The sequence below is a fragment of the Paracoccus sp. TD-10 genome (assembly GCF_048270675.1).
Classification (GTDB): domain Bacteria; phylum Pseudomonadota; class Alphaproteobacteria; order Rhodobacterales; family Rhodobacteraceae; genus Paracoccus; species Paracoccus pantotrophus.
Genome location: NZ_CP182419.1, coordinates 456,435 through 480,288, shown reverse-complemented (window position 1 = coordinate 480,288; position 23,854 = coordinate 456,435). Strand labels below are relative to the sequence as shown.

23 protein-coding genes and 5 pseudogenes are annotated in these 23,854 nt (G+C 66.7%); 9 read left to right on the top strand and 19 right to left on the bottom strand.

Annotated features, from left to right (window positions below):
- Window positions 1-134: 134 nt before the first annotated feature.
- A complete protein-coding gene (locus tag ACNKFW_RS13345) occupies window positions 135-563 on the bottom strand; it encodes a VOC family protein (RefSeq protein WP_024846204.1) in 429 nt (142 codons plus the stop codon).
- A gap of 156 nt (window positions 564-719) precedes the next feature.
- Here ACNKFW_RS13345 and thyX point away from each other — a divergent pair, with 156 nt between their 5' ends.
- The 7 genes and pseudogenes from thyX to ACNKFW_RS13310 form a co-directional block, all read left to right on the top strand.
- Entirely contained in the window at window positions 720-1,625 is a 906-nt protein-coding gene (gene thyX, locus ACNKFW_RS13340; protein WP_024846205.1) for an FAD-dependent thymidylate synthase, read from the top strand.
- Window positions 1,626-1,829: 204 nt separating this feature from the next.
- Window positions 1,830-2,204, top strand: coding sequence for a hypothetical protein (locus ACNKFW_RS13335; RefSeq protein WP_147428357.1), 375 nt, complete (start codon window positions 1,830-1,832; stop codon window positions 2,202-2,204).
- A 299-nt stretch (window positions 2,205-2,503) separates the two neighbouring features.
- Window positions 2,504-2,835, top strand: a pseudogene (locus ACNKFW_RS13330) (IS110 family transposase); the annotation flags it as partial.
- 85 nt (window positions 2,836-2,920) lie between these two features.
- Complete coding sequence (locus ACNKFW_RS13325; protein ID WP_418025437.1) at window positions 2,921-3,229, top strand: hypothetical protein; 309 nt, start codon at window positions 2,921-2,923, stop codon at window positions 3,227-3,229.
- A 36-nt stretch (window positions 3,230-3,265) separates the two neighbouring features.
- Entirely contained in the window at window positions 3,266-3,394 is a 129-nt protein-coding gene (locus ACNKFW_RS13320) for a hypothetical protein (protein WP_276330383.1), read from the top strand.
- 43 nt (window positions 3,395-3,437) lie between these two features.
- Window positions 3,438-3,932: a hypothetical protein gene (locus ACNKFW_RS13315; protein WP_147428361.1), complete on the top strand. Its 495-nt coding sequence runs from the start codon at window positions 3,438-3,440 to the stop codon at window positions 3,930-3,932.
- 58 nt (window positions 3,933-3,990) lie between these two features.
- Window positions 3,991-4,713, top strand: a pseudogene (locus ACNKFW_RS13310) (IS481 family transposase); the annotation flags it as partial.
- Window positions 4,714-4,929: 216 nt separating this feature from the next.
- Here ACNKFW_RS13310 and tnpC read toward each other — a convergent pair.
- The 13 genes and pseudogenes from tnpC to ACNKFW_RS13245 form a co-directional block, all read right to left on the bottom strand.
- A pseudogene (tnpC, locus tag ACNKFW_RS13305) lies at window positions 4,930-6,468 on the bottom strand (IS66 family transposase).
- A gap of 78 nt (window positions 6,469-6,546) precedes the next feature.
- A pseudogene (gene tnpB, locus ACNKFW_RS13300) lies at window positions 6,547-6,831 on the bottom strand (IS66 family insertion sequence element accessory protein TnpB); the annotation flags it as partial.
- 130 nt (window positions 6,832-6,961) lie between these two features.
- Window positions 6,962-7,951 (bottom strand): tyrosine-type recombinase/integrase, encoded by a 990-nt coding sequence (locus ACNKFW_RS13295; RefSeq protein ID WP_024846203.1) that lies wholly within the window; start codon window positions 7,949-7,951, stop codon window positions 6,962-6,964.
- Between the two features lie 66 nt (window positions 7,952-8,017).
- The gene (locus ACNKFW_RS13290; protein WP_208852044.1) at window positions 8,018-8,860 is read right to left on the bottom strand and encodes a tyrosine-type recombinase/integrase; all 843 of its coding nucleotides are present in this window, start codon (window positions 8,858-8,860) and stop codon (window positions 8,018-8,020) included.
- On the bottom strand, window positions 8,854-10,083 hold the full coding sequence (locus ACNKFW_RS13285) for a tyrosine-type recombinase/integrase (RefSeq protein ID WP_028710450.1): 1,230 nt from the start codon (window positions 10,081-10,083) through the stop codon (window positions 8,854-8,856). The genes ACNKFW_RS13290 and ACNKFW_RS13285 overlap by 7 nt, the downstream gene beginning before the upstream one ends.
- 206 nt (window positions 10,084-10,289) lie before the next feature.
- Window positions 10,290-10,664, bottom strand: a complete 375-nt coding sequence (locus tag ACNKFW_RS13280) for a transposase (RefSeq protein ID WP_147428365.1) — start codon at window positions 10,662-10,664, stop codon at window positions 10,290-10,292.
- Window positions 10,665-10,767: 103 nt separating this feature from the next.
- Window positions 10,768-10,932: pseudogene (locus ACNKFW_RS13275) on the bottom strand (IS110 family transposase); the annotation flags it as partial.
- 335 nt (window positions 10,933-11,267) lie between these two features.
- Complete coding sequence (locus ACNKFW_RS13270) at window positions 11,268-12,125, bottom strand: DUF2189 domain-containing protein (RefSeq protein WP_147428366.1); 858 nt, start codon at window positions 12,123-12,125, stop codon at window positions 11,268-11,270.
- A gap of 255 nt (window positions 12,126-12,380) precedes the next feature.
- Complete coding sequence (locus tag ACNKFW_RS13265) at window positions 12,381-13,172, bottom strand: ABC transporter ATP-binding protein (RefSeq protein WP_147429159.1); 792 nt, start codon at window positions 13,170-13,172, stop codon at window positions 12,381-12,383.
- 23 nt (window positions 13,173-13,195) lie between these two features.
- Window positions 13,196-13,921 carry an ABC transporter permease gene (locus tag ACNKFW_RS13260; protein ID WP_024845831.1) on the bottom strand — a complete coding sequence of 242 codons (726 nt, stop codon included), beginning with the start codon at window positions 13,919-13,921 and terminating at the stop codon, window positions 13,196-13,198.
- Complete coding sequence (locus tag ACNKFW_RS13255) at window positions 13,918-14,607, bottom strand: ABC transporter permease (protein WP_147428368.1); 690 nt, start codon at window positions 14,605-14,607, stop codon at window positions 13,918-13,920. The genes ACNKFW_RS13260 and ACNKFW_RS13255 overlap by 4 nt, the downstream gene beginning before the upstream one ends.
- A gap of 92 nt (window positions 14,608-14,699) precedes the next feature.
- A complete protein-coding gene (locus ACNKFW_RS13250; protein WP_024845829.1) occupies window positions 14,700-15,482 on the bottom strand; it encodes an ABC transporter substrate-binding protein in 783 nt (260 codons plus the stop codon).
- A 23-nt stretch (window positions 15,483-15,505) separates the two neighbouring features.
- On the bottom strand, window positions 15,506-16,714 hold the full coding sequence (locus tag ACNKFW_RS13245; RefSeq protein ID WP_114669352.1) for a M20 aminoacylase family protein: 1,209 nt from the start codon (window positions 16,712-16,714) through the stop codon (window positions 15,506-15,508).
- A gap of 123 nt (window positions 16,715-16,837) precedes the next feature.
- On the opposite strand from ACNKFW_RS13245, the gene ACNKFW_RS13240 reads away from it, so the two are divergent.
- Complete coding sequence (locus ACNKFW_RS13240; protein WP_074991104.1) at window positions 16,838-17,809, top strand: LysR family transcriptional regulator; 972 nt, start codon at window positions 16,838-16,840, stop codon at window positions 17,807-17,809.
- A 57-nt stretch (window positions 17,810-17,866) separates the two neighbouring features.
- Here the strand turns inward: ACNKFW_RS13240 and ACNKFW_RS13235 are convergent, their stop codons facing one another.
- Window positions 17,867-18,160: a hypothetical protein gene (locus ACNKFW_RS13235; protein WP_333483930.1), complete on the bottom strand. Its 294-nt coding sequence runs from the start codon at window positions 18,158-18,160 to the stop codon at window positions 17,867-17,869.
- A gap of 171 nt (window positions 18,161-18,331) precedes the next feature.
- On the opposite strand from ACNKFW_RS13235, the gene ACNKFW_RS13230 reads away from it, so the two are divergent.
- Entirely contained in the window at window positions 18,332-18,781 is a 450-nt protein-coding gene (locus tag ACNKFW_RS13230) for a helix-turn-helix domain-containing protein (protein WP_081750596.1), read from the top strand.
- Between the two features lie 409 nt (window positions 18,782-19,190).
- Here ACNKFW_RS13230 and ACNKFW_RS13225 read toward each other — a convergent pair whose 3' ends face one another.
- The 4 genes from ACNKFW_RS13225 to ACNKFW_RS13210 are packed head-to-tail and all read right to left on the bottom strand — an operon-like array spanning window position 19,191 to window position 23,854.
- Entirely contained in the window at window positions 19,191-21,173 is a 1,983-nt protein-coding gene (locus tag ACNKFW_RS13225) for a 3'-5' exonuclease (RefSeq protein ID WP_024845826.1), read from the bottom strand.
- Window positions 21,167-21,538 carry a response regulator transcription factor gene (locus ACNKFW_RS13220; RefSeq protein ID WP_010400165.1) on the bottom strand — a complete coding sequence of 124 codons (372 nt, stop codon included), beginning with the start codon at window positions 21,536-21,538 and terminating at the stop codon, window positions 21,167-21,169. Before ACNKFW_RS13220 ends, ACNKFW_RS13225 begins: the two co-directional genes overlap by 7 nt.
- Window positions 21,538-22,035: a hypothetical protein gene (locus ACNKFW_RS13215; RefSeq protein WP_010400164.1), complete on the bottom strand. Its 498-nt coding sequence runs from the start codon at window positions 22,033-22,035 to the stop codon at window positions 21,538-21,540. The genes ACNKFW_RS13220 and ACNKFW_RS13215 overlap by 1 nt, the downstream gene beginning before the upstream one ends.
- 7 nt (window positions 22,036-22,042) lie before the next feature.
- Window positions 22,043-23,854, bottom strand: a complete 1,812-nt coding sequence (locus ACNKFW_RS13210; protein ID WP_147428372.1) for a DUF294 nucleotidyltransferase-like domain-containing protein — start codon at window positions 23,852-23,854, stop codon at window positions 22,043-22,045.

Below are 23,854 nucleotides of genomic sequence, written 5' to 3'. Positions count from 1 at the left end.
GGCCGCAAGACGGCCACAAGGGAAATCGCCTCCTCGCCCGGACCGGAAGGGCTCCATGCGGCGCACCGCATCGCCCTGCAGCGCCATCGGCTCAAGGGCCCGGACGCGCCCCGTCCCCCGCGCGCCGCGCCGCCTTACCAGTGGCCGATATTGCCCATGCTGGCCCAGGGCTCTTGCGGCGCCAGCGACTCGCCCTCTTGCAGCAATTCGATCGAGATGTTGTCGGGGCTGCGGACAAAGGCCATGTGGCCGTCGCGCGGCGGGCGGTTGATGGTCACGCCGGCATCCATCAGCTTCTGGCACATCTCGTAGATGTTCTCGACCCGATAGGCGAGATGGCCGAAATGCCGGCTGTCCGAGGGCAGGCCATCGTCGCCGTCCCAGTTCCAGGTCAGCTCGACCGGGCATTCCGGCTGGCCGGGCGGCGCCATGAAGACCAGGGTGAAGCGCCCTTTTTCATTATCGATTCGCCGCGTCTCCTCCAGCCCGAGCAGGCGAAAGAACTCCATCGTCTTTTCCAGATCGAGCACGCGGACCATTGTGTGCAGATAGCGGACCTTCATCTGTCGTTCCTTTCCGTTCGCTGCGGCCAGACTGGCATGGCGGCGGCCGGACCGCAACGTGGGGCGATCGGCTGCACCCGCCGCGCCAATACTGCCGGTTGATTGAATCCCCCGTCGGTGCCACAAGATATGCCCAACAGCACGAAGGATTCCGCCATGCCCCTGACCCCCGAACAACAGGCCGAGATCGACGAGCTGCGCGCCAGCCCGCGCCCCACCCTGCGCGCCGTCTCCGAGGGGATGGAGGGCCATCTCTACCGGGCGCATCCGGTGCTGGATCACGGGCTGGTGCGGGTCATCGACTACATGGGCGACGACGGCGCGATCACCCAGGCCGCGCGCGTGAGCTATGGCCGCGGCACCAAGTCGGTCAGCAACGACGAGGGGTTGATCCGCTACCTGATGCGGCACTGGCACTCGACCCCGTTCGAGATGTGCGAGGTCAAGTTCCACGTCAAGCTGCCGGTCTTCGTCGCCCGGCAATGGATCCGCCACCGCACCGCCAACGTGAACGAATATTCGGCGCGCTATTCGATCCTGGACCGCGAATTCTACATTCCCGCGCCCGAACATCTTGCCGCGCAATCGACGGTGAACAACCAGGGCCGCGGCCAGGTGCTGGAGGGCGACGAGGCCGCCCGCGTCCTCGACATCCTGCGCGAGGACGCGATGCGCAGCTATGACCATTACGAAGCGATGCTGAGCCAGGAGGGCCAGCAGGGCCTGGCGCGCGAACTGGCGCGCATGAACCTGCCCGCCAATGTCTATACGCAATGGTACTGGAAGGTGGACCTGCACAACCTGTTCCATTTCCTGCGCCTGCGCGCCGATGCCCATGCGCAATACGAGATCCGCGCCTATGCCCAGACCATGTGCGGCATCGTCCGCGACTGGGTGCCCTTCGCCTATGCCGCCTTCGAGGATTACCGGCTGGGCGGGGTGCAGCTTTCCGCCAAGGGCGTCGAGGCGCTGAAGCGCCGCCTGGCGGGAGAGGCCGTCACGCAGGAGAACAGCGGCATGAGCAAGGGCGAATGGCGCGAGTTCGAGGCGGTCTGGGGTTGATCGTCAACCACCTGTAATGGGCCCGCTGCCCGGCAACAGCCGGGCCGGATCCTTCAGGACCGGCTCCGTTCAGCTTGGAAATGGCGACGACGCAGGCATGCCTACGCTGTGCAAAGCCGGGGCATCTGCATGAAAAGCCTTCCCGGATCACGGCCGATGATGATAACGGTTCTGCGTGATTCGTTAGTTGGTTAGGAGGTTGAGATGCGGATATTTTTGGCATTGGCGGCTACGGGATTCGTGTTGGCCGGATGCGCCGAACCCGAGACAAGCACGATGTCGGGGCCGGGTGGAAACACCATCCACACGTCGCGTTGCACGACTTCGCCCGAAGGCTGCTACACGGAAGCGGCGAAGAAATGCAGAAGCTCGTATCAGGTGGTCGACAGCTACAGCAAGGCTGGCGGCACTTTGGCAGATGTCACGCCGGGTCCGGTCACCTGGTATTACATGACCTATCAATGCGGCAAGTCCGATGGCCGGCTTCCCAGCTTCCCGTTCCGCGGGCCGCAATACACGCCGCCAAAGACAACCCAATGCACGCAGCACGGCAAAACCACCTCCTGCTACCACTATTGAGGGTCACGGGAGAGGGCTTGCGCCATCCTCTCGCGTCATGGGCATCCTGGCACGGCAGAGGCCGACGATCCTGATCGTCACTGGCCGGATGCCCATGAAGATCCTCGCGCCCGCACCCCTTGCAGGGCGCGTCGCCCTATCCGCCCGTTTCAGGAAGCCCGCGGATGAATGCCCGGCCGGGCGGCGTCTTAGGCTCAGTTGGGGTATTCGGCTGGCGCCCCACTTCCCTTCCCGCTCGTCATGAGGTGCTGCGCTTCGGGCCGATGGTAGAACGTGGTCTGTGAGAAGCCGCCACTAGCATCAGGGAAGGAAGCGCAGCACGAAGCTACTATGCCGGACTGGATGTATCGGTAAAAGAGACCGCGATCTGCATCCTCGACGAGGTGGCCGGATCCGTCGGGAACTCAAGGTCATAAGCCACCCGGAGGACATCTCTCGCGCCTTGAATGGCGTGGGTGCCCGGCTTGAGAGGGTCGGGCCGGAAGCGGGCCCATTATCCCAATGGCTGTCCGAGGGCCTGGCCAAGGCCGGCCTTCCGGCGATCTGCATCGAGACGCGCCACGCCAAGGCTTTCATCAAGGCGCAGGTGGACAAAATCGACCGCAATGATGCGCGCGGGATCGCCCAGATGAAGGGCACCCTGTCGCCTGCGGTGTTGCGGACATGCCATGTCTTGATGTCGTCGGGCTGCATCCGCGCCTCTGGGCAAACGCCCGATGGTGATCAGCCGAGGCATTCACAAGCCTGCCGCAGAAATGCCCGAACTGCTGGAGTTGAAGGCGCAGATCGAAGGGCTCTACGGCCCGGCCTCGCTGACCGAGATCGGCAGCACCTCCATGACCCCGACCTATGCCCGGGGCGAGGAGGGTTTCATCCCCGATCTTATGGGCCAGCCGCCGATGCGCTCCGAGATCCCCGACGGCAGCATGACCAAGGTCATCGAGAGTAATCAGCCCTGCGTGTTTCACACCTATGTCGACAGCCGGGTGCGGTGGACTTCGCCTGGCCGCGCCGGAAACCCCTGATGCTGGGCTGCGTGGCCACATATAAGGTCACTTATGATGTCGAGCAGGATCGGCTTTGCCCTCACCGGCTATGAACTCGGCCGGTTGCACCGCGAGGAGCTGGACCGCCAGATCCTTGATACGATCAAGAATCCCGAGGTCAAGCCATCTAACCTGGACTTGTAAGCCGATGAACCGGCAACCGGCAGTGCCCCGGCAGGCGAGCGCGATGGGCGACGACCCGGACTTCCTGTTGCTCTATGACCTTGCACCGCTGGCAAAACGTGCTGCGCTGCTGGAGACGTTCTTCGTGCATCCCGACGAACGGCGGGGCTTTCAGCATATCGTCGATGACCCGTTGCTGCGCGCCCGGCTGGAATTCGAGTTCAATCAGACGGTGCCCTTCGAGAGTTTCCACCTGCTGGTGGATACCGGCTTCGCCCGGCCCGCCGACGAATTCCGCCGCCGGTCGAAGCTGGCCTGTGGCCGGGTGCTGCCCAATGTCGTTGCCACCGACAGGATGCGCGACAAGCCGCCGGTGGTGCCGGGCCTCTGGGATGTGCATCGCTTCTTGGCCAGCTGCGCGCGCTGTCACCGGAGATCCGCGGAAAAATCCCAAAGGGCCGCAGATACCTATACGCAATCATCGATGTGGCGACACGTTGCATCCTGGCGGTGCTGGCACCTTGCCCGGCCGGAACCACCGACCCCCGCCGATCCCTAGACTGTTTGATCCCACGGTTTGATGGTGCGCTCCATTCTTTGGAATGGAAGGATGCCTTATGGGACAAGTTCGTCATGGAAGCGCCACGACCACGCACGCGATCCAAGCAGCAATAATGAGGGCCTGCCCGCCATTGGTCCGAGGGCTGGCCCGAATGATCGCAAGCTTCGCTCGCGCCGCTGAGCCGGAAGCGGGGCATCAACCCCAAGACCGTCGCGAAGTGGCGCAAGCGCGCGACGGCCGAGGATTTGCAGACCGGGCCGTCGGAGCCGCGATCCACCATGCTGACCGAGGCGGAGGAGGCGATGGTCGTGGCCTTCCGGCGCCATGCGCTGCTGCCACCGGACGATTGCCTTTATGCCCTGCAGTCCTCGATCCCCCACCTGACGCGATCCGCGCTGCACCGGTGCCTGCAACGACACGGCATCTCGCGCCTGCCTGATCTGGAGGGCGACAGGCCGAAGCGGTCGAAGTTCAAGCTCTACCCACAGGGTTCTTCCACATCGACAGTGCCGAGGTTCAGACCGCTGAAGGCAAGCTATATTTGTTCGTCGGCATCGACCGGCCGAGCAAGTGCGCCGTGACCCAACTCGTCGACAAGGCCGACAGGAAGACCGCCTGGGAATTGCTTCAGCATATGCTCGAAGCCGTTCCCTGCCGGGTCCACACCATTCTCACCGATAACGGGATCCAGTTTGCCGAGCAGCCTTGGAACCGGAACACGATCTACTCCCGGCCGATGCGCTTCGACATGATCTGCGAGGCAAACGGCATCGAGTACGCTCATCATTCCTTCCAATGATCACGTTTCTCCATCTTGGCAGCGGCCACCGCGCCGACATGTCCCTGACAATGCCCAGCACCTTGCGATGCAGCTGGGAGAAGGCCTCCCGGAGCTTTTGTCTTGCGGCCCGCAAAACGCCGAACATCTCTCCCAGATCCGGCAAGGCCTCGATGAGATCCCTGACCCGGAGTTCGAATGTAAGCGCTGTCCCGGTCACCCGGAGACGGAGCAGTTCCATGGTAGCAGGTCGTCGATCTGGCCTTGTTTGTGGCCTTTAACGATGGCGGTGAGTGTGGCGGTCAGCCATGCGTGAGGATCGACGCCGTTCATCTTGCAGGTCTCGATCAGCGAGGCGATGACGGCCCAGTTTTCGGCACCGGCGTCGTGGCCGGCGAAGAGGGCGTTTTTGTGGTTCAGGGCGATGGGCCGGATGGTGCGTTCGACGGTGTTGGAGTCGATCTCGACCTGACCATCAGTCATGAAGCACCCCAGCCCGTCGCGGTATTTCGCGATGTAGGCGAGCGCTTCGCCGAGGGACGATTTGGCTGAAGCGCGGGCACGATGATGGGCCAGCCAGTCGTCGAGGCGGGCGAGGATCGGGGCGGAGCGCTCTTGCCGTGCAGCCAGTCGGGCAGCAGGGTCGCTTCCGCGGATATCGGCCTCGATGGCATAGAGGTCGCGGATGAGGGCCACGCCCTCCTCGGCAATCGGCGCGGGCCCGGTGCGGGTGATCTCGATCAGCTTGCGGCGCGCGTGCGCCCAGCAATGGGCGAGCTGGATGCCGGGACCGATCCGGTCCGACGCAATCAGCCGATTGTATCCGGCATAGCCGTCGACCTGCAGGATGCCACCGAAGCCCTGCAATATCCGTTCGGCATGCTGCCCGCCCCGACCGGGAGCGTCAGTGAAGACGACACCCGGCGGCGCTGTTCCGCCCCAAGGCCGGTCATCGCGGGCCAGCGCCCAGAAGTATCCGGTCTTGGTCTTTCTGGCCCCCGGGTCGAGGACCGGCGCGCGTGTCTCGTCCATGAACAGCTTTGTCGACCGTTTCAGGTCGGCCATCAGCGCATCGCAAACGGGGCGAAGTTCGAAGGCGGCCCGCCCCACCCAATCCGCAAGGGTCGAACGGTCAAGGTCCATACCCTGACGGCTGTGGATCTGGGTCTGACGGTAAAGCGGAAGATGGTCGGCATATCTGGCTCGCCAGCACATGCGCGACCATCGCCTCGGTGGGCATGCCTCCCGGGATCAACCGCGCAGGGGCCGGCGCCTGAACCACGCCGTCGGTGCAGGACCGACAGGCAAATCTGGGGCGGCGGGTGACGATGACGCGGAACTGGGCGGGCGCGATATCCAACCGCTCCGACACATCCTCACCGATGCAATGCAGGCAGCCGCCGCAGGCGCAGGTCAGGCTTTCCGGCTCGATCACTTCCTCGATGCGCGGCAGGTGTTTCGGCAATGCACCACGGTTGGGGGCACGTGGTTTGGTGGGGCGCTGGCAGCGCGATCCTCGGCATCCTCCTCGGCATGAATGACCGCCATGGCCGTTTCCAGATCCTCCAACGCCAGTTCGAACTGGTCCGTATCGCTCTTCTCCGACCGCCGCCCGAAGGCCGCCTGCTTGAAGGCCGCGACCAGCTTCTCAACGCGTTCGATCCGCTCGACCTTGCGCCGGTCGCGCGCTTCCGCGGCGATCAGCATCGCCTTCAGCGCAGCAATTTCTTTAAGCAGATCAGCGGTATTAGGCATGGCCGGTCTTTACCAAACCGCCACTGGCTACGCCTCTGGAAAGCACCGGCTGAGTCATCCTGCCGCAGCCTGCACCGTTCACTCCACGGCTTCGGGAGCCTTCGCCTCGATGGCCCGAACCCGCCGCCAATCCAGCCCGGCAAACAGCGCCTCGAACTGTGCGTGGTTCATCAGCATTAGCCCGTCCTTCACGGCGGGCCAGGTAAACGTATGCTCTTCCAGCCGCTTATAGGCCATCACCAGCCCAGTGCCGTCCCAGTAGAGCAGCTTCAGCCGATCCGCCTTCCTGGCCCGGAACACGAAGACCGTCCCGGTGTACGGATCCTTGCGCAGCTCGTTCTTCACCATCGCAGCCAGGCTGTCATGCCCCTTGCGGTTATGTGGTGCACCACATAATCGTAACTATGCGGCGATCATGATTATGCGGAGTCGCGGACGCTGACGGGCGCATTTCCGGGCCTCACGACATCTGTCGACTCCACATAACAATACGCTATCGCGCAGCGAGCATCGCGATCAATTTGTCCGGCGGGCGGAATTTGCCTGGCTTGATGCCGAGCGGCGCCAAAGCGTCGATCATCTCGAGTTTTTCGGCCGGGTCAGCGCGCAAGTAGATCTCGGTGCTCTGGAGAGTGGCATGACCGAGCCACAGCGCTACCTTGCGGATATCCCGGGTGGCCTGAAGCATGTGCATCGCGCAGCTATGACGCAGAACATGAGGCGATATTGGCTTGGCGGCAAGCGAGGGCACGACCTTCGCCGCAACCGCGGCGTGCTTTGTCAGGATATATTCGAAGCCGGCGCGCGTCATCGCCCGGCCGGCCTTGTTGAGGAAGAGCGCGGTGTCGCCATCCTTGGGTCTGACCGCGACCCAGGCCCGGATCGCGGCGGCGGTCTCCTGCCAGAGCGGCAGCACGCGCTCCCGCCGTCCCTTCCCGATAATATGGATGCTGGCCGGCGACCGTCCGTCGAACTGGTCGAGGGCGAGACCAACAAGTTCGGAAACGCGCAGCCCGCCGGCGAAGGCGAGATGCAGCATGGCCCGATCGCGAATGCCCGATGGTGTCCGCCGGTCCGGTGCGTCGAGCAGCGCTTGAACTTCGGCGCGCGAAAGGGAAGCGACCAGCGCCTCGTCGACCTTCTTCATGGGAATGGCGTGCACCCGAAGGGCCTGATCGAGAACCGCGGGGACGCGGTGCTCGAGATAGCGGAAGAAGGACTTCACGGCCGCCAGCCTTGCGTTGCGCGAACGGGCCTTGTTGCCGCGCGCCTCCTCGACATGTTCGAGGAAGGCAAGGATCATCGGCACGTCGAGATCCTCGATCTGCAGCAGGCAAGGCCTCTTGCGCAATCGTCGCGCGGCGAACGTCACCAGCAGCTGGAAGCTATAGGCATAGGCATCGCAGGTATGCACGCTGGCGCGTCGTTCGCGGGGAAGGTGTTCGCGAAGGAACGCGGTGAGATGCGGGGCGAGTTGGGTCATGCCGGCACTTCCCGATGCAAGGCCTCGCCGGCTGCCGCCATGTGCGCCATCAGCTCGGGCGTCGCCTCAAGATACCAGTAAGTATCGGTCACATGGGCGTGCCCCAGATAGGTGCTCAGGGCGGTGATATGCCGTGCTACCGCCTGGGCATCGTGCGCACAGCGTTCGAGAGCGAACGGCGAATGTGTGGCGAAGATCGTGGAGACGTGGTCCTTGCGATCCTGGAGCGCCGCGCAAGCCGATCGATCGAATGATTTGCAGGAAGACAGTTATCACTGTCGGATAGGCGGGCGGCGTTCCCTGATGCGAAATGAAGAGTGCATCGCTCTGGCTCGAGGCCTTCAGGCGAGTGGCGAAGTATCCGTCCAATGCGCGCCGGGTCGTTGAATGGAGCGGCAGCAACCGGCTCTTTTTGAACTTGGTCTGGGCAATGATCAGCCCATCGTCGATCACGTCCGGCAGCCGAATGGCAAGCGCCTCCGAAACGCGCATGCCGGTCGCCGCGATCAGCCCGAACATCGTGGCGTAGGTGATCGGTCGGATCGAACCGTCGGGACCAAGGCGATGCGCGGCATCGATCAACCGTCGGATATCCCTGGGATCGTAGATATAGGGTGTGCGGCGGCGGTGACTGGCGCGGCCGAAGAGGTCAGCCGAGGGCACCTCGTGGCGCGGATCTTCGGCATGCAGCGCGATCGCGAAGCGGCGCACTGTCAGCAGACGGTTGCGTCGTTGCTCGGGCGATGGTGCCTGCAGTGCCCACTCGCGCACGGTCGCCGTCGTGACGACACGCTCCCCGCGATGCTCGGCGAAGGCGACAAAGTTGCGCAGGAGGATGCCCGGGGTCCGGAACTTGAATCCCAGTGCACGGTGCAGCGCTGCATGATCGGTGAGGAGCTGACTCAGCATGCCAGCTCTCCCGGCCAGGGCTGGGCAATCTGCTCCAGCATCGCAATGTCGACCTTGGCGTAATGCGCGGTCATATCGAGCGAACGGTGACGCAGCACCGTGCCGACAGCCTCGAGCGTGGCGCCCGAGCGCAGCATCGAGGTCGCCGCGGAGTGGCGCAGCAGGCTGGCTCCGGTCGACGGAGCATCGGAAATGCCCGCCCGCTTCAGCGCCAGTGCTACGATCGTGGAGACGTGGCTGGACTGCGAGAATGATCGGTAGGGTGCGACCATCATGAGAAAGACCGCCTCCTGATCCACGCGCGGCCGTTCCAGCTCGATGTAGGCGAGGATCGCATCGCCGACGTCCTGCGGGAGCGGCAACCGAACCTGCCGGCGCGCTTTGCCACTCAAGCGCAGCATGCCAGACGTCCAATCGAGATCGCTGAGTCTGAGTCCAGCGACATCCCCGGCCCGCAGCCCCAGGCGTGCGAGCAGGAGCAGGATCGCACGGTCCCGTAGGCGCCCCCTGGTAAGTTGATCGCAGGATGCAACGACGCGTTCGAGATCGGCGGCAGCAAGATACCGCGGCAAAGACGAAAGGCGCCATTGCACGACCGGCGGGATGGCGTGATCGAGGTTGGGGCGACAGAGGCCGGCACCCGCGAGGAAACGGAGATAGCTGCGCAAGGTGCTCGTTATGGTCCGCAGGTCCGCCGGTCCGGTTCGCTCGCGCCACTCGCGGACAACATTGCGGACGAGGGCGGCATCATAGTCGTGGGTCGCCGTGCCGAGTTCCGGCAACAACTTATGCAGGTGGCGAAGATGGCGGGCGATCGTCCGTTCCGACAGTCCCCGGTGGATGCGCAACCAGTTCCGATAATCGTCAAGCAGGGGATATGACGAGGCGACCTTCACGGATGGTCGCGCGACACCTTTCCTTTGCAGGAAAACAACGAACCGCCCGGCGCGGCGCGAATACTTTGGTGAAACACGCAGCCATCGCCGCCCACCAGGACATCGACACCGATGTTCGGCAAAGCGACGAACGACATCGTCACCAATATCATCGATCGCGATACCTGCGCTACCAAGCCAAGCCGCAAAATGACGCGCCGAGGCCGTGTAGCCTTCAATCGTCAGCGGCGTATATCTCTGAGCGGCAAGGTCGGCCGCGAACTGATCGATCCACGACGACAACGGTCCCGGATCGAGGAACCAGTGATTACGATTATTGGCATCCATCTTTGCTCTCCTCACGATATTGAACCATCGCGAGGGAGCATAGTTATGCGGAGCGAAAGCCTGCTCTCGGGCTACTTAGGTATCTGTAAAAAAGCCCTAATCTATCGATCGGCAACGCCAACTCCGCATAATCATGGTCGCCGCATAGTTGCGGAAGTCGACGGGCTTCGTCGCCACCATGATCCGCACCCGGTTCGACGGGAAGATCACGGGCGGGCCTGCAGTGCCATGGCCAGGTCCGCAACCCGGGCCGCAGGCGTGGCAGCATCCAGCCTCACCGTCACAGGGCCGATGACCAGTTCAATCGACGCTGTCGTCGACAGCGCGTCCAGCGGCGGCACCGTAAGCGCCGGCACGTCAAATTCGGCCCCCGCAACCTCTGGCACGACCAGCTTGCCTTGCCGAGCCAACGTCCGCCACGAGGACAGGTGGTTGGCCTTCACCCCATGACGACGCGCCACCTCGTTCACCGTAACGCCACCCACCAGCGTTTCGGCCACGATCCGGCCCTTCGCCTCGTCCGACCAACGCCGCTTGGCTGCCGGAGCCGCCAAAAGCTCCACGAACCCAACGGCCTCCATACTGCGCTCCCCATGGCCTCCCAATGAAACCTCCCATGCAAATCCCCACACAGGGCCGCATCGCAGCTTACGGATTCAGCAGGAAGGTGGGCTCAGCACAGCGCTTACGTTCGAATCCTCCCGCACCAACAATACCCACCTTGAGCCCGAAATTGCGCAACAGGCCGCGGATGTCGCTTTCGATCGCAAGAGCCTTTTCCTGCAGGAGCTTGCGGCTGCGCAGCAGGGCGCGGTGCTTCTGGCTGGCTACGGTATTCACATGCACCGGGCATTGACACGCCTCGCCGCCTTCACCGCGCAGGACTGGAACCAGCAGGCGCAGAGCCGGGCGCTATGGCGGCATCCGTTCGCTGGAGATCACCGGCGCGCCCGCGCAGGGCGTCTCCTCCGGCACGGCGATGGAGGAACCGGTCGCCGGCATGGAGGGCGGCTATGGCACCGCCTGGACCGCGCTGTCCCATCTATCAGGAGCGGCTGTCGGACAGACGATGCTGTTCGCGCTGCCGGCCCTCGGCTCACGGCAGCCCATCCGGATTCCCGTCGTCATCCCCAGGACAGTGGGACATGGCGGGCTTGCCGCCGCATGGGGTTTTCCCGATCCCTCTAGGCCACCGCGCGGCGGTAAAGATGCCAGGTGGCGTGGCCGAGGATGGGCAGCACGACGATCAGCCCGGCGAACAGCGGGATCATCCCCAGCACCAGCGACACGGCCACGATCAACCCCCAGAGCGCGGTCGCGCCGGGGTTGCGGCGCGCGACGGCAAGCGAGGTCGCCAGCGCCACCGGCACCCCCACCGGGCGGTCGATCAGCAACGGGAACGACACCAGGCTGACGCAAAGCACCACCGCCGCAAAGACGAAGCCGACGCCGAACCCGGCCAGGATCATCGTCCAGCCCGCGCTGGTGGTAAATGCGTCGCGAAACAAGGCCAGCAGGCTGTCATAGGGTCCGGGCCCCAGGGTGACGACCCAGATCGCATGCGCGGCGAGCAGCCAGAAGGCGAAGATCACCGCAAGCAGGCAGCCCAGCGCCAGCACCGGCCCCAGCACCCTGCCGGTCAGCGTGGCCAGCACCGCGCCCCAATTCGTGTCCTCGCCCCGTTCGCGCCGCCGGCTCATCTCGTAAAGGCCGATCGCCGCGACCGGTCCGACCAGCGGAAAGCCCGCCGCCAGCGGAAAGAGCAGGTGTACCTGCCCGGCATTGAACGCCCAGGCGGCCAGGACGAAGCCGATCACCGGATAAAGCGCCACCGCGGTGATCACGTCGGTGCGCAGCGCGGCGAAGTCCTCGACGCCCTTGCGCAGCGCGTCGCGGATGTCGCCCAGGCCGATCCGGTTGACCACCGGCAGGGTCATCTCGTGGCTGCCGATCCCGTCCACCGCCGCCCCGGCGCCGCGGCCCATGCCGGCGAGCCTCTGCGCGCTCCAGCTCAGCGGGTTTCCAATCGTGTCTCGATGCATGGCTGCATCCTCCCTTCCTGGAGGGCCCGGAACCGGGCGAGGCGTCAGCCGGAGAACCCGGCCCCCGCCCGCGGAATACGCCGGGCCGAACCGTCCTCATCTGTCAGTCTAGCAGATGCAGCGCCAGGTTGCACTCTCGGAATCGCGGCAGGTGCCGGCGCCGGCGGGGCGCGCAAGGCCCGAGCCGCGATGCCCGCCGCCATGGCATCCTCCCCGCCCCGGGGCCGCGGCCCGATCATGCCGGCCCGGCCAAGGCTAGCAGGTGCGCGACAGGAATTGCCGGCAGCGTTCGCTTTGTGGATCGCCAAAGACCTGTGCCGGTGCGCCGCGCTCCTCGATCCGGCCATTGTGCAGGAAGATCACCTGGCTCGACACGTCGCGGGCGAATTTCATCTCGTGCGTGACCAGGATCATCGTGCGGCCCTCTTCGGCAAGGCCGCGGATCACCTTCAGCACCTCGCCCACCAGTTCCGGGTCAAGCGCCGAGGTCGGCTCGTCGAACAGCAGCACCCGCGGCTCCATGCACAGCGCCCGGGCAATGGCGATGCGCTGCTGCTGGCCGCCCGACAGATGGGCGGGATACTGGTCGCGCTTGTCGTAAAGCCCGACCTTGTGCAGCAGCGCCTCGGCCTTGTCGCGGGCCTCGGCGCGGCTCAGGCCCAGCACATGCACCGGGGCCTCGACGATGTTCTGCATCACCGTCATGTGCTGCCACAGGTTGAAGCTCTGGAACACCATCGACAGCGAGGTCCGGATCCGCCGCAACTGGCGCGGATCGGCGGCATGCAGGTCGCCGTCGCGGCCGGGACGCAAGGCCAGTTCCTCGCCCGCGACCTCGATCCGGCCCCGGCTGGGCAGTTCCAGCAGGTTGATGCAGCGCAGGAAGGTGCTTTTTCCCGAACCCGAGGCGCCGATCATCGACACCACCTCGCCCTCGCGCGCGGTCAGATCGACGCCCTTCAGCACCTCCAGCGGACCGTAACGCTTGTGCAGATCCTCGACCCGGACGGCGAGGGGGGATTGCGGGTCGGGCTTGGGATGAAACATGGTTTCCTCGGGGAAATGGCGGGTCATGCGGCGCGGCCTGTCGACTGGGGGCGCTGAAAGGCCAGCAGCCGCGCCTCGATACGGCGGAACAGCCAGACCAGGGTGAAGGCGATGGCGGCATAGAGAACCGCCGCGATGCCGAAGGCGCTGAAAGGCGCATAGGTGGCCGAGTTCACGTCGCGGGCGATCTTGAGGATGTCCGGCACCGTCGCGGTGAAGGCGATCGAGGTGGCATGCAGGACCAGGATCACCTCGTTGCCATAGGCGGGCAAGGCGCGGCGCAGCGCGCTTGGCAGGACGATCCGGCGATAGACGCCAAGGCTGGTCATGCCGAAGACGCGCGCCGCCTCGACCTCGCCCGGCGGCACGGCACGGATGGCGCCGGCAAAGATCTCGGTCGTATAGGCGCAGGAGCAGATGCCGAAGGCCAGGATGGCGCAGTTGATCCCCTCGCGGAAAAACCCGTTCAGCAGGGGCTGGGACTGCACGAAGGACAGGCTGTAGACGCCGCTATAGAGGATCAGCAGCTGCACATAAAGCGGCGTGCCGCGGAAGACATAGGTGAACAGCCAGACCGGCAGCCGCAGCCAGGGATTGGCCGAGGCGCGCGCCACCGACAGCGGCACCGCCAGCACGAAGCCCAGGGCCAGCGAGGCGATCAGCAGCCACAGCGTCATCGCCACGCCGGTGATCTTGTAGCCGTCGGTCCAGAGATAGGCTTTCCCGTATTCCTGCAGGATCTCGATCATGCGGCATGCCTCCGGGACCCGGCCGAAAAGCGCCGTTCGAGCAGCAGGACGGCCAGGTTGATGACCGTCGCCAGGGCCAGAAAGATCAGGGCGCTGAGGATACTGAAATAGAAGAACTGCCCCGAGCCTTTCCCGGCGTCCTGCGTCGCCTTGATCAGGTCGTTCAGCCCGATCAGCGATACCAGCGCGGTGGCCTTGATCATCACCTGCCAGTTGTTGCCGATGCCCGGCAGGGCGTGGCGCATCATCTGCGGAAACAGCACGCGGCGAAACAGCGTCCAGGGCGGCATGCCATAGGCCAGCGCCGCCTCGATCTGGCCGCGATGCACCGCCGCGAAGGCGCCGCGGAAGGTCTCGGTGAAATAGGCGCCATAGATCACCGCCAGGGTGATCACCCCGGCCGAAAACGGGTCGATGTCGATCTGCGCCCAGCCCAGCGCGTCGGTCAGCCGGTTCAGCCAGATCTGCAGGCTGTAGAACAGAAGCAGCATCATCACCAGGTCGGGCACGCTGCGGATCACCGTGGTATAGCCCGCCCCCAGCGCCCGCAGCCCGCGGCTGCGCGACAGCTTGCAGCCCGCGCCGACAAGCCCCAGCAGGAAGGCCCCGATCATCGCCAGCAGCGCCAGCTTCAGCGTCATCATCAGCCCCGCCAGCACCAGCGGGCCGTAACCGTTCAGGAACATGCTCCCTCCCTCCGTGACCGGCTTGTCGCGCGGATCGCGCGGGATGCCCGCCCCGCCCTCATGGGGCGGGGACCGGGCGCAACCGGCCGGGCTCAGTCGCCATAGACGTCGAAATCGAAATACTTGTCGTTGATCTTGCGATAGGTGCCATCGGCGCGGATCGCCGCGAAGGCCCTGTTCCAGTCCTCGCGCAGCGCGGCATCATCCTTGCGGAAGCCATAGCCGGAGCCGATGCCGAAATAGGCCGGGTCGTTCATGTCGGGACCGGCGAACTCGAAGCCGGCGCCGTCGGGCTTTTTCAGAAAGCCTTCGCTGGCCTGGATCGAGGCCTGGAGCGAGGCGTCCAGCCGGCCGCTGATCAGGTCGGCATAGATCTGGTCCTGGGTCTGGTAGGACACGATCTCGACCCCCTCGGGCATCCAGACCGCGCGCGCGAAGTTTTCCTGGGACGATCCCTGCTGCACCCCGATCCGCTTGCCGCGCAGCGAAGCGGCCGTCGGTTCCAGCCCCGAGCCCTTGCGCGCCACCAGGCGCGAGGGCGCGTTGGAATACTTGTCCGAAAAGGCGATCTGCTCGGCCCGTTTCTCGGTGATGGTCATGGACGAGGCGATGACGTCGAACTTGCGCGCCTGGAGCGAAGGGATGATGCCGTCCCAGTTGCTTTCGACCCAGACGCAATTGGCGCGCAGTTCCGCGCAGATCGCCTCGGTGATCTCGATGCCGAAGCCGGTCAGCGAGCCGTCGGGCTGCTTGTATTCCAGCGGCGGATAGGTCGGATCGACGCCCAGCCGGATGGTCTGGCCGGTCCGGTCCTCGGCCTGGGCAGCGCCCGCGCAAAGCAGGGCAAGAAGCGAAATCCTGATGGTGTTGAGCATGATGTTTCCCTGTCGTGATGATCTCAGGCTTGGCAATGGCCGCCCTGGGCGCCTGCCGTTTCCGCCGCCGCGCCCGGCGCCAGGAACGCTTCCGCAAGCTTGACCCAATAGCTCGCGCCCATGGCCAGGGCCTCGTCGTTGAAGTCGTAATGCGGATTGTGCAGCGGGGCGCTGTTCACCCCATTGCCGATATGGATGTAGGAGCCGGGGCAATGCTCCAGCATCAGGGCGAAATCCTCGCTGGCCATGGCCGGGCGGAGGTCGGGGACGATGGCCTCGCGGCCCAGCCAGCCCTCGGCCACCCGGCGGGCCATGGCCGTCTCGGCCGGGTGGTTGACCAGCACCGGGTGGCTGCGGCGGTAATCCACCACCGCGCGGGCGCCAAAGCTTTCCGCCTGGGCCTCGGCCAGCCGGCGGATGCGGCTTTCCAGCATGTCCCGCAGATCGGGCGAAAGGCAGCGGATGGTCAGTTCCATCTCGGCCGTCTCGGGGATGACGTTGGCGGTGTCGCCGGCATGCAGCCTGCCCACGGTGACGACCGCCGCCGCCTGCGGATCGACATTGCGCGCCACGATGGATTGCAGTGCCGAGACGATGGCGGCCCCCACGACCACGGGATCGATTGTCGCATGCGGGGTGGCGCCGTGGCCGCCCATCCCCTCGACCCGGATGCGGGCGCTGTCGGCCGAAGCCATGGCCGGACCAGCGCGAAACGCCAGTTGACCCGTGGGCAGGCCGGGCAGGTTGTGCATGGCGAAGACCGCCTCGCAGGGGAACCGGTCGAACAGCCCCTCGGCCAGCATGCGCGCGGCACCGCCCAGCCCTTCCTCGGCCGGCTGGAAGAGCAGGTTCAGCGTGCCGGCGAAATTGCGGCTTTCCGCAAGATGGCGCGCCGCGGCCAACAGCATGGCCGTGTGGCCGTCATGGCCGCAGGCATGCATCCGGCCCGGTATCGTGCTGCGCCAGGCCAGGTTCGTGGCCTCGTGGATCGGCAGGGCATCCATGTCGGCGCGCAGGCCAAGCGCGCGGCCCGCGCCGTTGCGCAGCCGCCCGACGACCCCGGTGCCTGCCATCCGGGTCACCTCATAGCCCCATTGCGCCAGCAGCCCCGCCACCAGGTCGCCGGTCGCCGTTTCTTCGAAACCCAGTTCGGGATTGGCATGGATGCGGCGGCGGATATGAACCGCCTCGGCGCTGATCTTGCCGATCTCCGGCAATATCGCCTTGTCCATCCTCCTCCCCCCTCTCGTCGCCGACCCGGCATGGGGTCTGTCAGGCACCATAGCGCAGCGAGAATGTTGCGGCGGAGACAAAACTTTCTTATGGATATAACCAATGGTTGTCATGGTGGCACGATGAAGCTGCATCAACTCGAGGCGCTCGTCGCCAGCGCCGAAACCGGCAGCGTGCGCAGCGCCGCCCGACGGCTTGGCATTTCGCAACCGGCAGTCACCCGCGCGCTGCGCGAACTGGAGACAGAGCAGCAGTTGCCCCTGCTGGTGCGCTCGCCCACGGGGCTCAGTTTCACGGATCACGGGCAGGCGCTGCTGGCGCATGCCCGGCTGATCCTGAACCAGATGCGGCAGGCCGAGGAACAGATGGGCCTGCGGCGCGGCCGCCTGGAAGGCAGGCTATGCGTCGGCATCACGCCCTGGGTCTCGCTGATCCTGCTGCCAGACGTGCTGCGCGCGTTTCGACAGCACATGCCCGAGGTGCAGCTGGAGCTTTTCGACAGTTTCGCCATGATCGCCCAGCCGCTGCTGCGCACGGGGTCGATGGATCTGATCATCGGCCAGCCCTCGCCCGGCATGTCGCCGCAGGAATTTCGGATAGAGCCGATCCTTCGCTACGAGACGGGCATCATGGTCCGGCGCGATCACCCGCGCATGGGCTGCGACAGCATCCACGGCCTGCTGGACCAGGACTGGCTGCTGAACTTCGCGCCCGACGGGCGCGAACGGCTGATCGAGGAGGTCTTCACCCGCCATGGCGCCCAGCTGGACCCCAGGCGGATCGTGCAGGCCAACTCGGCGCTGCTGGCGCAATCGCTGGTCGAGCAAAGCGACATGTGTACCTGGGTGCCGAAAATCATGGCGGTCGCACCGATGTTCGAAGGGCGCACGGTGATCCTCGCGTTACGCGAGCGGTTCATGGCCTGCGATCTCTGCCTGATCAGCCGGAGACACACACCGATGAGCCCCGCCGCCGAAATGTTCATCCATTGCCTGAAGTCCTCTGCGCGTGCACATGCGCGGAAATCGGGGGCATGGAGCAAGCTGCTTCATGTCGCGACGCAGGCTCCCTCCGAAGGATCGGGCCGGGGGTGACTTGCCGCCGATGCGCTCGACCGCGTTCAGCGGCCCGTTCTTTCTGCAACTGCCGCGTCACGCCTGGCGCGCCTCTCTGCCACCGAAAAAGCTTTCGAACGCATATCGGGCAGGCAGGGCCGCGCCCGGAAAGGGCGAGTTGTCGTCCCTGTCGAAATTCGGGTGAGGGTGCGGAAAGCCCGAGCCGATACCGGCGCTGCGGCTCCCGATGCCCACGCCGTCCGGTTCCGGGCCGATCAGCCCCGACATGCCGGCCCCATGCAACGGCGGTTCGGGATTGGCGGGACGATGTCGCCAGACGGCTGACACGCCATCCCGGCCGGCCCCGGCCTCTTGCAGGATATCCAGCATTCGTCCCTCCGTTTCGCGCGATCCCCGTCACGGCGCATGGCCATTCGGGATGGCGCCGATCGGCGCCCTTCCGACCAGTCTCCGACGGGCGGCGGGGATGCGTTCCGCTCCGGCGACGAAGGGATGTCAGGCTGACGCCATACGGTGAAATACGTTACCAGCATCAAGTCCATGCAAGACAGGCATGGCCATGAATCTGAGACAGCTGCGCCATTCCTGTCGGTCGCCGAGCGCGGCAGCATCAGCGCGGCCGCGCAATCCCTCTGCATCGCCCAGCCGGCGCTGACCCGGCAAGTCCGCGAGCCTGCGGCCGACCTGGACACGCAGCCTTCCAAGCGCGCGACCCGTGACGCCGACCGATGCCGGCAAGCAGCTTCGGCGCGATGCCGTGCGCCTGCTCAACGGCTTCGAGCCAGCTCGCCACCACGCGGGTCGCGCTGTCGCTGGGACTGCCCGTCATGCAGGTCATTCCATCGGAAATCGGCAGGCTCCGTCGCGCCTTGCCCGATATGCCGATCAGTTTCAGCCGCCTGTTGCCCGAAGCGCAGCTTCTGCTTTTGCGCGCAGGACGGCTGGATGCGGGCTTGTCGCCCTTGCGTCCGAAGGGCTCTGGGGAGCTGATGGGAATCCCCGTCTATTCCTCCGGCATGGCCGTGGCTTTCCCCGGCGACCGGGACGGGCCCGGCAGCCGGCCGAAGCGGCCGAAAGACCTGGAAGGACGCGACTTCATCCTGATTCCGCGTCACCTCGCCCCGTCTCGTCCGAAATCAGCCGGGCTTCCTCACCCCGGCCCTGGCCATGGGCGCCTGCAAGGAAGGCCGCATCCGCCCCCTGCTGTCGGTGGGCGATACCGAAGAGCCCCAACCTCCCCGGCATTCCCGCCTCGACCATCGTCAAGGGTCTGCTCGGAAAGCGGCGAGAGCTTGCCTGACCCGGCCGCGCCGCAGCGGAACGGGCCGGCGCGGCCTGTCCGTTCCGCCGATCCGGCCGGCGGGAATGCATTCCCCATGGCCGCGCAGGGGCCGCGCGGTCAGCCTGCGGACGGGCCGGAGCCGGACGCGGCGTCACCCGCAGGCCTGTTCGCGTCATCGATCAGGCGGCGGTGGCGGCGGGCCTCGGCCATTATGTCCTCGAACCGCTCCAGCCCCTTCGCCTCCAGCGCCGCGATCAGCCGCAGATAGGCCTCGGCCGTGGCGCGGGTGTCGCCCATGGCGGTGTGACGTTCCTCGGGCGGGATGACGATGCCCAGCCGCTCGGTCAGCGCATCCAGCGAATGCGGCGCCGACTGGCCCCAGAGCATCGCCGAAAGCAGGATCGTATCCAGCGCCTGATTGTCGAAATGCGCCCCGGTCTCGGGCGCGGCGCGGCGCAGGAAGCCCATGTCGAAGGGCGCGTTATGGGCGACCAGCACCGCGTCCTCGGTGAAATGGCGAAAGGCGGTCAGCGCCGTGACCATGTCGGGAGCATCGGCCACCATCGCATCGGTGATGCCATGCACGGCGGTCGAGGCGGGCGGGATCGGCCGGCCGGGATTGACCAGCGTGTCGAAACGCTCGCCGGTCAGGCGGCCGCGGGCGATGCGCAGCCCGGCGATCTGCACGATGCGGTCGGTCGCGGGATCAAGGCCGGTCGTCTCGGTGTCGAAGACCACGCAGGTCAGGTCGGCCAGCCGCGACGAGGCCGCGCCGCGTCGCGCCAGGGCGAAGTCATAGGTCAGCCCGGCGCGGTCCGGCCGGTGCGAGGCGATGGGCAGCGGCAGGACCAGCCGCGCCTGGCCGTCCCGCGCCTCGGTCCAGATGCCGGTGGCATGGGCCGCCAGGATCTCGTGCCCGGTCAGTTCGGGCTGCGCCGGGTCGGGCGGCTCGGCCAGCCAGGATTCCAGCCGGTCCATGGGCAGCGGCGCCCCGGTCCAGAGCAGCAAGAGCCGCGCCTCGGACGCCTCGGCCTCGGCCTCAACCTCAGCGGCAAGGCGGGGGGTCGCGCCCTGTTCGCGCAGGCGTCGGTCCAGATGGCGCAGCAGCCCGTTCACCCCGGCCGCATCGGCCATCAGCATCAGCCGCGGCGGCAGGTCGGGCGCCGGATCCAGCCCGGCGGCCAACTCGTTCAGCCCCGCCCCTCCGCGCGGGGCATCGCCGCTCATCGCCTCGGTCAATGCGCGCAGGGCATTGGCAAGCCCCTGCCCCTCGGCCCGGATCGCCTGGGCCAGCGCGGGCGGGATCGGACCCTCCAGCGCACCCAGCATCGGCACCAGGGTCGCGGCATGGCGGCGCAGAGTCTCCAGCAGGTCGCGCGGCGCGGGGCGCTGCGGCGGGCGGTCGTTCAGGATCAGCAGCGTGCCGCCATCGATGCGCCGCATGCGCCCCCAGAGCCGTTGCCCGGCCGAGCTCAGGCAGGTCAGGTCGGTCGCGGCCGCCCCCGCCGCCAACCGCGCCGCACCGGCCTCCAGCGCGCCACCGGGCAGGTGGCGCTCGATGGGGCGGTCCAGCGCGATGCCGGGCAGAAGATGCGCGGCCGAGGCGTTGTAGAACATCACCCGGCCGGCCGGATCGGTCATCACCGCGCCGGCGCCGATATCGGCGAGAATGGATTCCAGCGTCGCCTTTTCGCGCTGCAGGTCGGCGGCATGTTCGGCGATGGCATCGGCCAGCGCCTCGGCCGAACGCGCCCGCGCCTCGGCGGCATCGCGGGCGGCGGGGCCCAGATCGGCCAGATAGCGGGCCTCCTCGATCTCGGGCGCCTGACCGGTGCGCAAGCCCCCGGCCAGCAGCTCGATCGGGCGGGCCACGTTGCGGTCGAACAGGAACCAGATCCAGACCACCATCCCCAGCGCGCCGAAGCCCGCGATCAGCGCCGCCTGGACCAGGGCGTCCAGCATCGCCTGGACCGGGACGCCCCGGCCCGCAAGGCCCGCCCCCGCCACCCAGAGCGCCACGGCCAAGGCCGCAAGGATCGCTGCCGCAAGCCCCGCAAAGATCAGCAGCACCCGCAGCCGGAGCGAAAGCCGCGTCAGCATCGCCCGCCCAGGAGCCGCGCCAGTTCCGCCCGCAGCTCGGACAGCTCGAAGGGCTTGGCGATGAAACCGTCCGCCCCCAGCGCCAGCCCCTTGCGGCGCTCCACCACCGAGCCGCGCGCGGTCATCAACAGCACCCGCACGTCGTTCAGCGCCGGATCGGCCCGCACGTCCTGCACGATCTGGTAGCCCGAGACATCGGGCAGCATCACGTCCAGCAGCACTAGATCGGGATGGCTGGCGCGGATCTCGTCGACCGCGCCGGCGCCCGTGGCCATGCGGCGGTGCTTGTGGCCGTCGCGCGACAGCAGGAAATCCAGGGCGGTGGCGATATTGTCCTCATCCTCGACCACCAGGATGCTGGCCATCATCCCCCTCCTCCGCAGACGACGGAATAGGCCGGGTCCGAGGGGCCCGGCGGCGACCACGCGCCGCGCGCCGGCCGGACCAGCCCCTTGGCGCAATCGAATTCCTGCGGCACGACCAGCGTCGGGCCGCGCCGCTCGACCAGCGTGATCCCGGCCCGGCGCGTGCCCTCGGCGGTCTCCGAGATGCCGGCGGGATCGAGGGCGGCAAAGCGGATCACCACCGGCGCCAGATAGGTCCAGGGCGCCCAGGGCTGGCTGTCGCGGCCCACCAGCAGGATCTGCGCACCCGCGGGCAACCGGGCGACCGCCCGGTCATACCAGGCGTAGTCATTCCAGACCGCATAGCCGACCATCGCCAGGCCGATGCCCGCCGGCAGCAGCCAGCGCGCCGGCGCCAGCCCCAGCTTGCGCAGCAGGTGCATCCCGGCATAAAGCAGCGCCGCCGCGCCCACGCCGACCGCGATCACGCCCAGCAATTCGACCCCGATCCCGGTCATATGCCCCTCATCCCAACATTCCCTTGCCGTGGCCTAGCGCCGATTGCATCCCCCGCACCACCACGAAGGCGTCGCGCAGATGGCTGCGCTGGAAATCGGGCAGCGCAGCGGGGGACAGATGGTTGCCCGGCCGTTCGCCCGCGCGGATCTGCGCGGCCTGGTTTTCCAGCCGCGTGGTCTGGATCAGGTCATAGGCCGCGATCAGGTCGCGTGCGCCGCTGCCCGAGATGATGCCCGCCGCCTGCGCCTCGACCAGCCGGGCCCTGGTGTTGACGGGCGCCAGCTGGCCCTGCAGCGCATAGATGCGCGCCAGGTCCGCCACCGGCACGACGCCGCTGAGCTTCATGTCGATCTGGTTGCGATGCTCGCCCGTGCGCGCGGTGGCAAAGCCGCCGATCAGCCCCAAAGGCGGGCGGTGCTTCATCGCGTTCGAGATCATATGCGCCACGAAGATCGAGTTCTTCGCCGCCATCCCCAGGGTTTCGGCCTGCAGCCCCTCCAGCAGCGCGGCATCGCCGCCGATGGCGCGCAGATCGAACATGACCGAGGCCAGCATCTGCGCCTCGGGGCTGGGATGGGCGATCCAGTCGCGGAAATAGCCGCGCCAGACCCGGCGCGGCTGGCGCCAGCGCGGGGTGACGGCCATCATCTCGCCGGGGCAATAGACATAGCCGCAGGCATTCAGCCCATCGCAAACGAAGCGCGCCAGATCCGCGAACCAGAGATCCTCCGGGTCGCAATCGTCACCCAGGATCAGGCAATTGTCCTGGTCCGACAGGCCGGTCTGTTCCTGCCGCCCCTGGCTGCCGCAGGCCGCCCACAGCCAGGGGCCGGGCGGCGGCCCCAGCCGCGCCTCGGCCATGACCAGCAGGCGCCGGGTCACGGCATCGGCGATGTCGGTGATCATGCGGGTGATGGTTTCGTGCCGGTGATGACCGTTGACCAGCTGCACCAGCAATGCGGGAATGCGTGCGGTGGCCGCCGCCATCTCGGCGACATCCCCCGATTGCGCGATGTCGCGGATCAGCGCCGAGGCCGAGATCGCCTGCACCCGCGTCAGGTCGGTCTGGCTGACCATGCCGACGAAGCGGCCCTTCTCGACCACCGGCAGATGGCCGATGCGGCGCTCCAGCATGATGTTGAGCACGTCATAGCCCAGCTCCGCCGGCGAAAGCGTGATCGGATCGGGCGTCATCACCTGCGCGACGGGAACGTTCACGTCGCGCCCCTCGGCGACGATGCGGTTCGAGATGTCGCGGATCGTGACCAGCCCGACCAGCCGCTCCCCGTCCAGCACGCCGATGCTGCTGACGCGAGCATCGCGCATGGCGCGGGCGGCCTCGATGGCGGGGGTCTCGGGCGTGCAGGTCAGCGGCGCCCGCCGCCCGATCAGGTCGCCGACCTTCAGCAGCGCCAGATCGCTTTCGCGACTGCCGGGCAGGCCGCTGCGGTCGAAGAAGCGTGCAACCGCACGATGGCTGCCGATCAGCCGCATCAATTCGGCGCGGGGCAGCATCAGCACGGTCGAATCCTCGATGGCCGTCGCAGTGGTGACTGCCACGCCGTCGCGCAGCAGCCCCCTTTCGCCAAAGGAGTTGCGCGCCATCAGCTCGGAAACGGAATCCCCCGCGGCATCCGAGACCCGGACCCGGCCGCTTTCGATCAGGTAAAGCCCCGCCAGCCGGTCGCCGCGGCGATAGATCACGCCGCCGGCCGGATAGTCCCTGCGCTTGAAGGCCGCCGCGGCCCGCGCCAGCTCGTCCTGCGGCAGGCTGTCATAGGGATGAACCGTGGCGATGAATGCGGCGATGTCGTTCAT

Excerpts from the sequence above, each read along its gene's own strand:
- ACNKFW_RS13325 (WP_418025437.1), top strand. The coding sequence starts at position 2,921 with ATGGTGATCAGCCGAGGCATTCACAAGCCTGCCGCAGAAATGCCCGAA.
- ACNKFW_RS13210 (WP_147428372.1), bottom strand. The coding sequence starts at position 23,854 with ATGAACGACATCGCCGCATTCATCGCCACGGTTCATCCCTATGACAGC.
- ACNKFW_RS13245 (WP_114669352.1), bottom strand. The coding sequence starts at position 16,714 with ATGGACAAGGCGATATTGCCGGAGATCGGCAAGATCAGCGCCGAGGCG.
- ACNKFW_RS13335 (WP_147428357.1), top strand. The coding sequence starts at position 1,830 with ATGCGGATATTTTTGGCATTGGCGGCTACGGGATTCGTGTTGGCCGGA.
- ACNKFW_RS13285 (WP_028710450.1), bottom strand. The coding sequence starts at position 10,083 with ATGGATGCCAATAATCGTAATCACTGGTTCCTCGATCCGGGACCGTTG.
- ACNKFW_RS13240 (WP_074991104.1), top strand. The coding sequence starts at position 16,838 with ATGAAGCTGCATCAACTCGAGGCGCTCGTCGCCAGCGCCGAAACCGGC.
- ACNKFW_RS13220 (WP_010400165.1), bottom strand. The coding sequence starts at position 21,538 with ATGGCCAGCATCCTGGTGGTCGAGGATGAGGACAATATCGCCACCGCC.
- ACNKFW_RS13260 (WP_024845831.1), bottom strand. The coding sequence starts at position 13,921 with ATGATCGAGATCCTGCAGGAATACGGGAAAGCCTATCTCTGGACCGAC.
- ACNKFW_RS13280 (WP_147428365.1), bottom strand. The coding sequence starts at position 10,664 with ATGGAGGCCGTTGGGTTCGTGGAGCTTTTGGCGGCTCCGGCAGCCAAG.
- ACNKFW_RS13315 (WP_147428361.1), top strand. The coding sequence starts at position 3,438 with ATGGGCGACGACCCGGACTTCCTGTTGCTCTATGACCTTGCACCGCTG.
- ACNKFW_RS13345 (WP_024846204.1), bottom strand. The coding sequence starts at position 563 with ATGAAGGTCCGCTATCTGCACACAATGGTCCGCGTGCTCGATCTGGAA.
- ACNKFW_RS13255 (WP_147428368.1), bottom strand. The coding sequence starts at position 14,607 with ATGTTCCTGAACGGTTACGGCCCGCTGGTGCTGGCGGGGCTGATGATG.
- thyX (WP_024846205.1), top strand. The coding sequence starts at position 720 with ATGCCCCTGACCCCCGAACAACAGGCCGAGATCGACGAGCTGCGCGCC.
- ACNKFW_RS13250 (WP_024845829.1), bottom strand. The coding sequence starts at position 15,482 with ATGCTCAACACCATCAGGATTTCGCTTCTTGCCCTGCTTTGCGCGGGC.
- ACNKFW_RS13270 (WP_147428366.1), bottom strand. The coding sequence starts at position 12,125 with ATGCATCGAGACACGATTGGAAACCCGCTGAGCTGGAGCGCGCAGAGG.
- ACNKFW_RS13320 (WP_276330383.1), top strand. The coding sequence starts at position 3,266 with ATGTCGAGCAGGATCGGCTTTGCCCTCACCGGCTATGAACTCGGCCGG.
- ACNKFW_RS13225 (WP_024845826.1), bottom strand. The coding sequence starts at position 21,173 with ATGCTGACGCGGCTTTCGCTCCGGCTGCGGGTGCTGCTGATCTTTGCG.
- ACNKFW_RS13290 (WP_208852044.1), bottom strand. The coding sequence starts at position 8,860 with ATGCTGAGTCAGCTCCTCACCGATCATGCAGCGCTGCACCGTGCACTG.
- ACNKFW_RS13235 (WP_333483930.1), bottom strand. The coding sequence starts at position 18,160 with ATGCTGGATATCCTGCAAGAGGCCGGGGCCGGCCGGGATGGCGTGTCA.
- ACNKFW_RS13295 (WP_024846203.1), bottom strand. The coding sequence starts at position 7,951 with ATGACCCAACTCGCCCCGCATCTCACCGCGTTCCTTCGCGAACACCTT.
- ACNKFW_RS13265 (WP_147429159.1), bottom strand. The coding sequence starts at position 13,172 with ATGTTTCATCCCAAGCCCGACCCGCAATCCCCCCTCGCCGTCCGGGTC.
- ACNKFW_RS13215 (WP_010400164.1), bottom strand. The coding sequence starts at position 22,035 with ATGACCGGGATCGGGGTCGAATTGCTGGGCGTGATCGCGGTCGGCGTG.
- ACNKFW_RS13230 (WP_081750596.1), top strand. The coding sequence starts at position 18,332 with ATGCAAGACAGGCATGGCCATGAATCTGAGACAGCTGCGCCATTCCTG.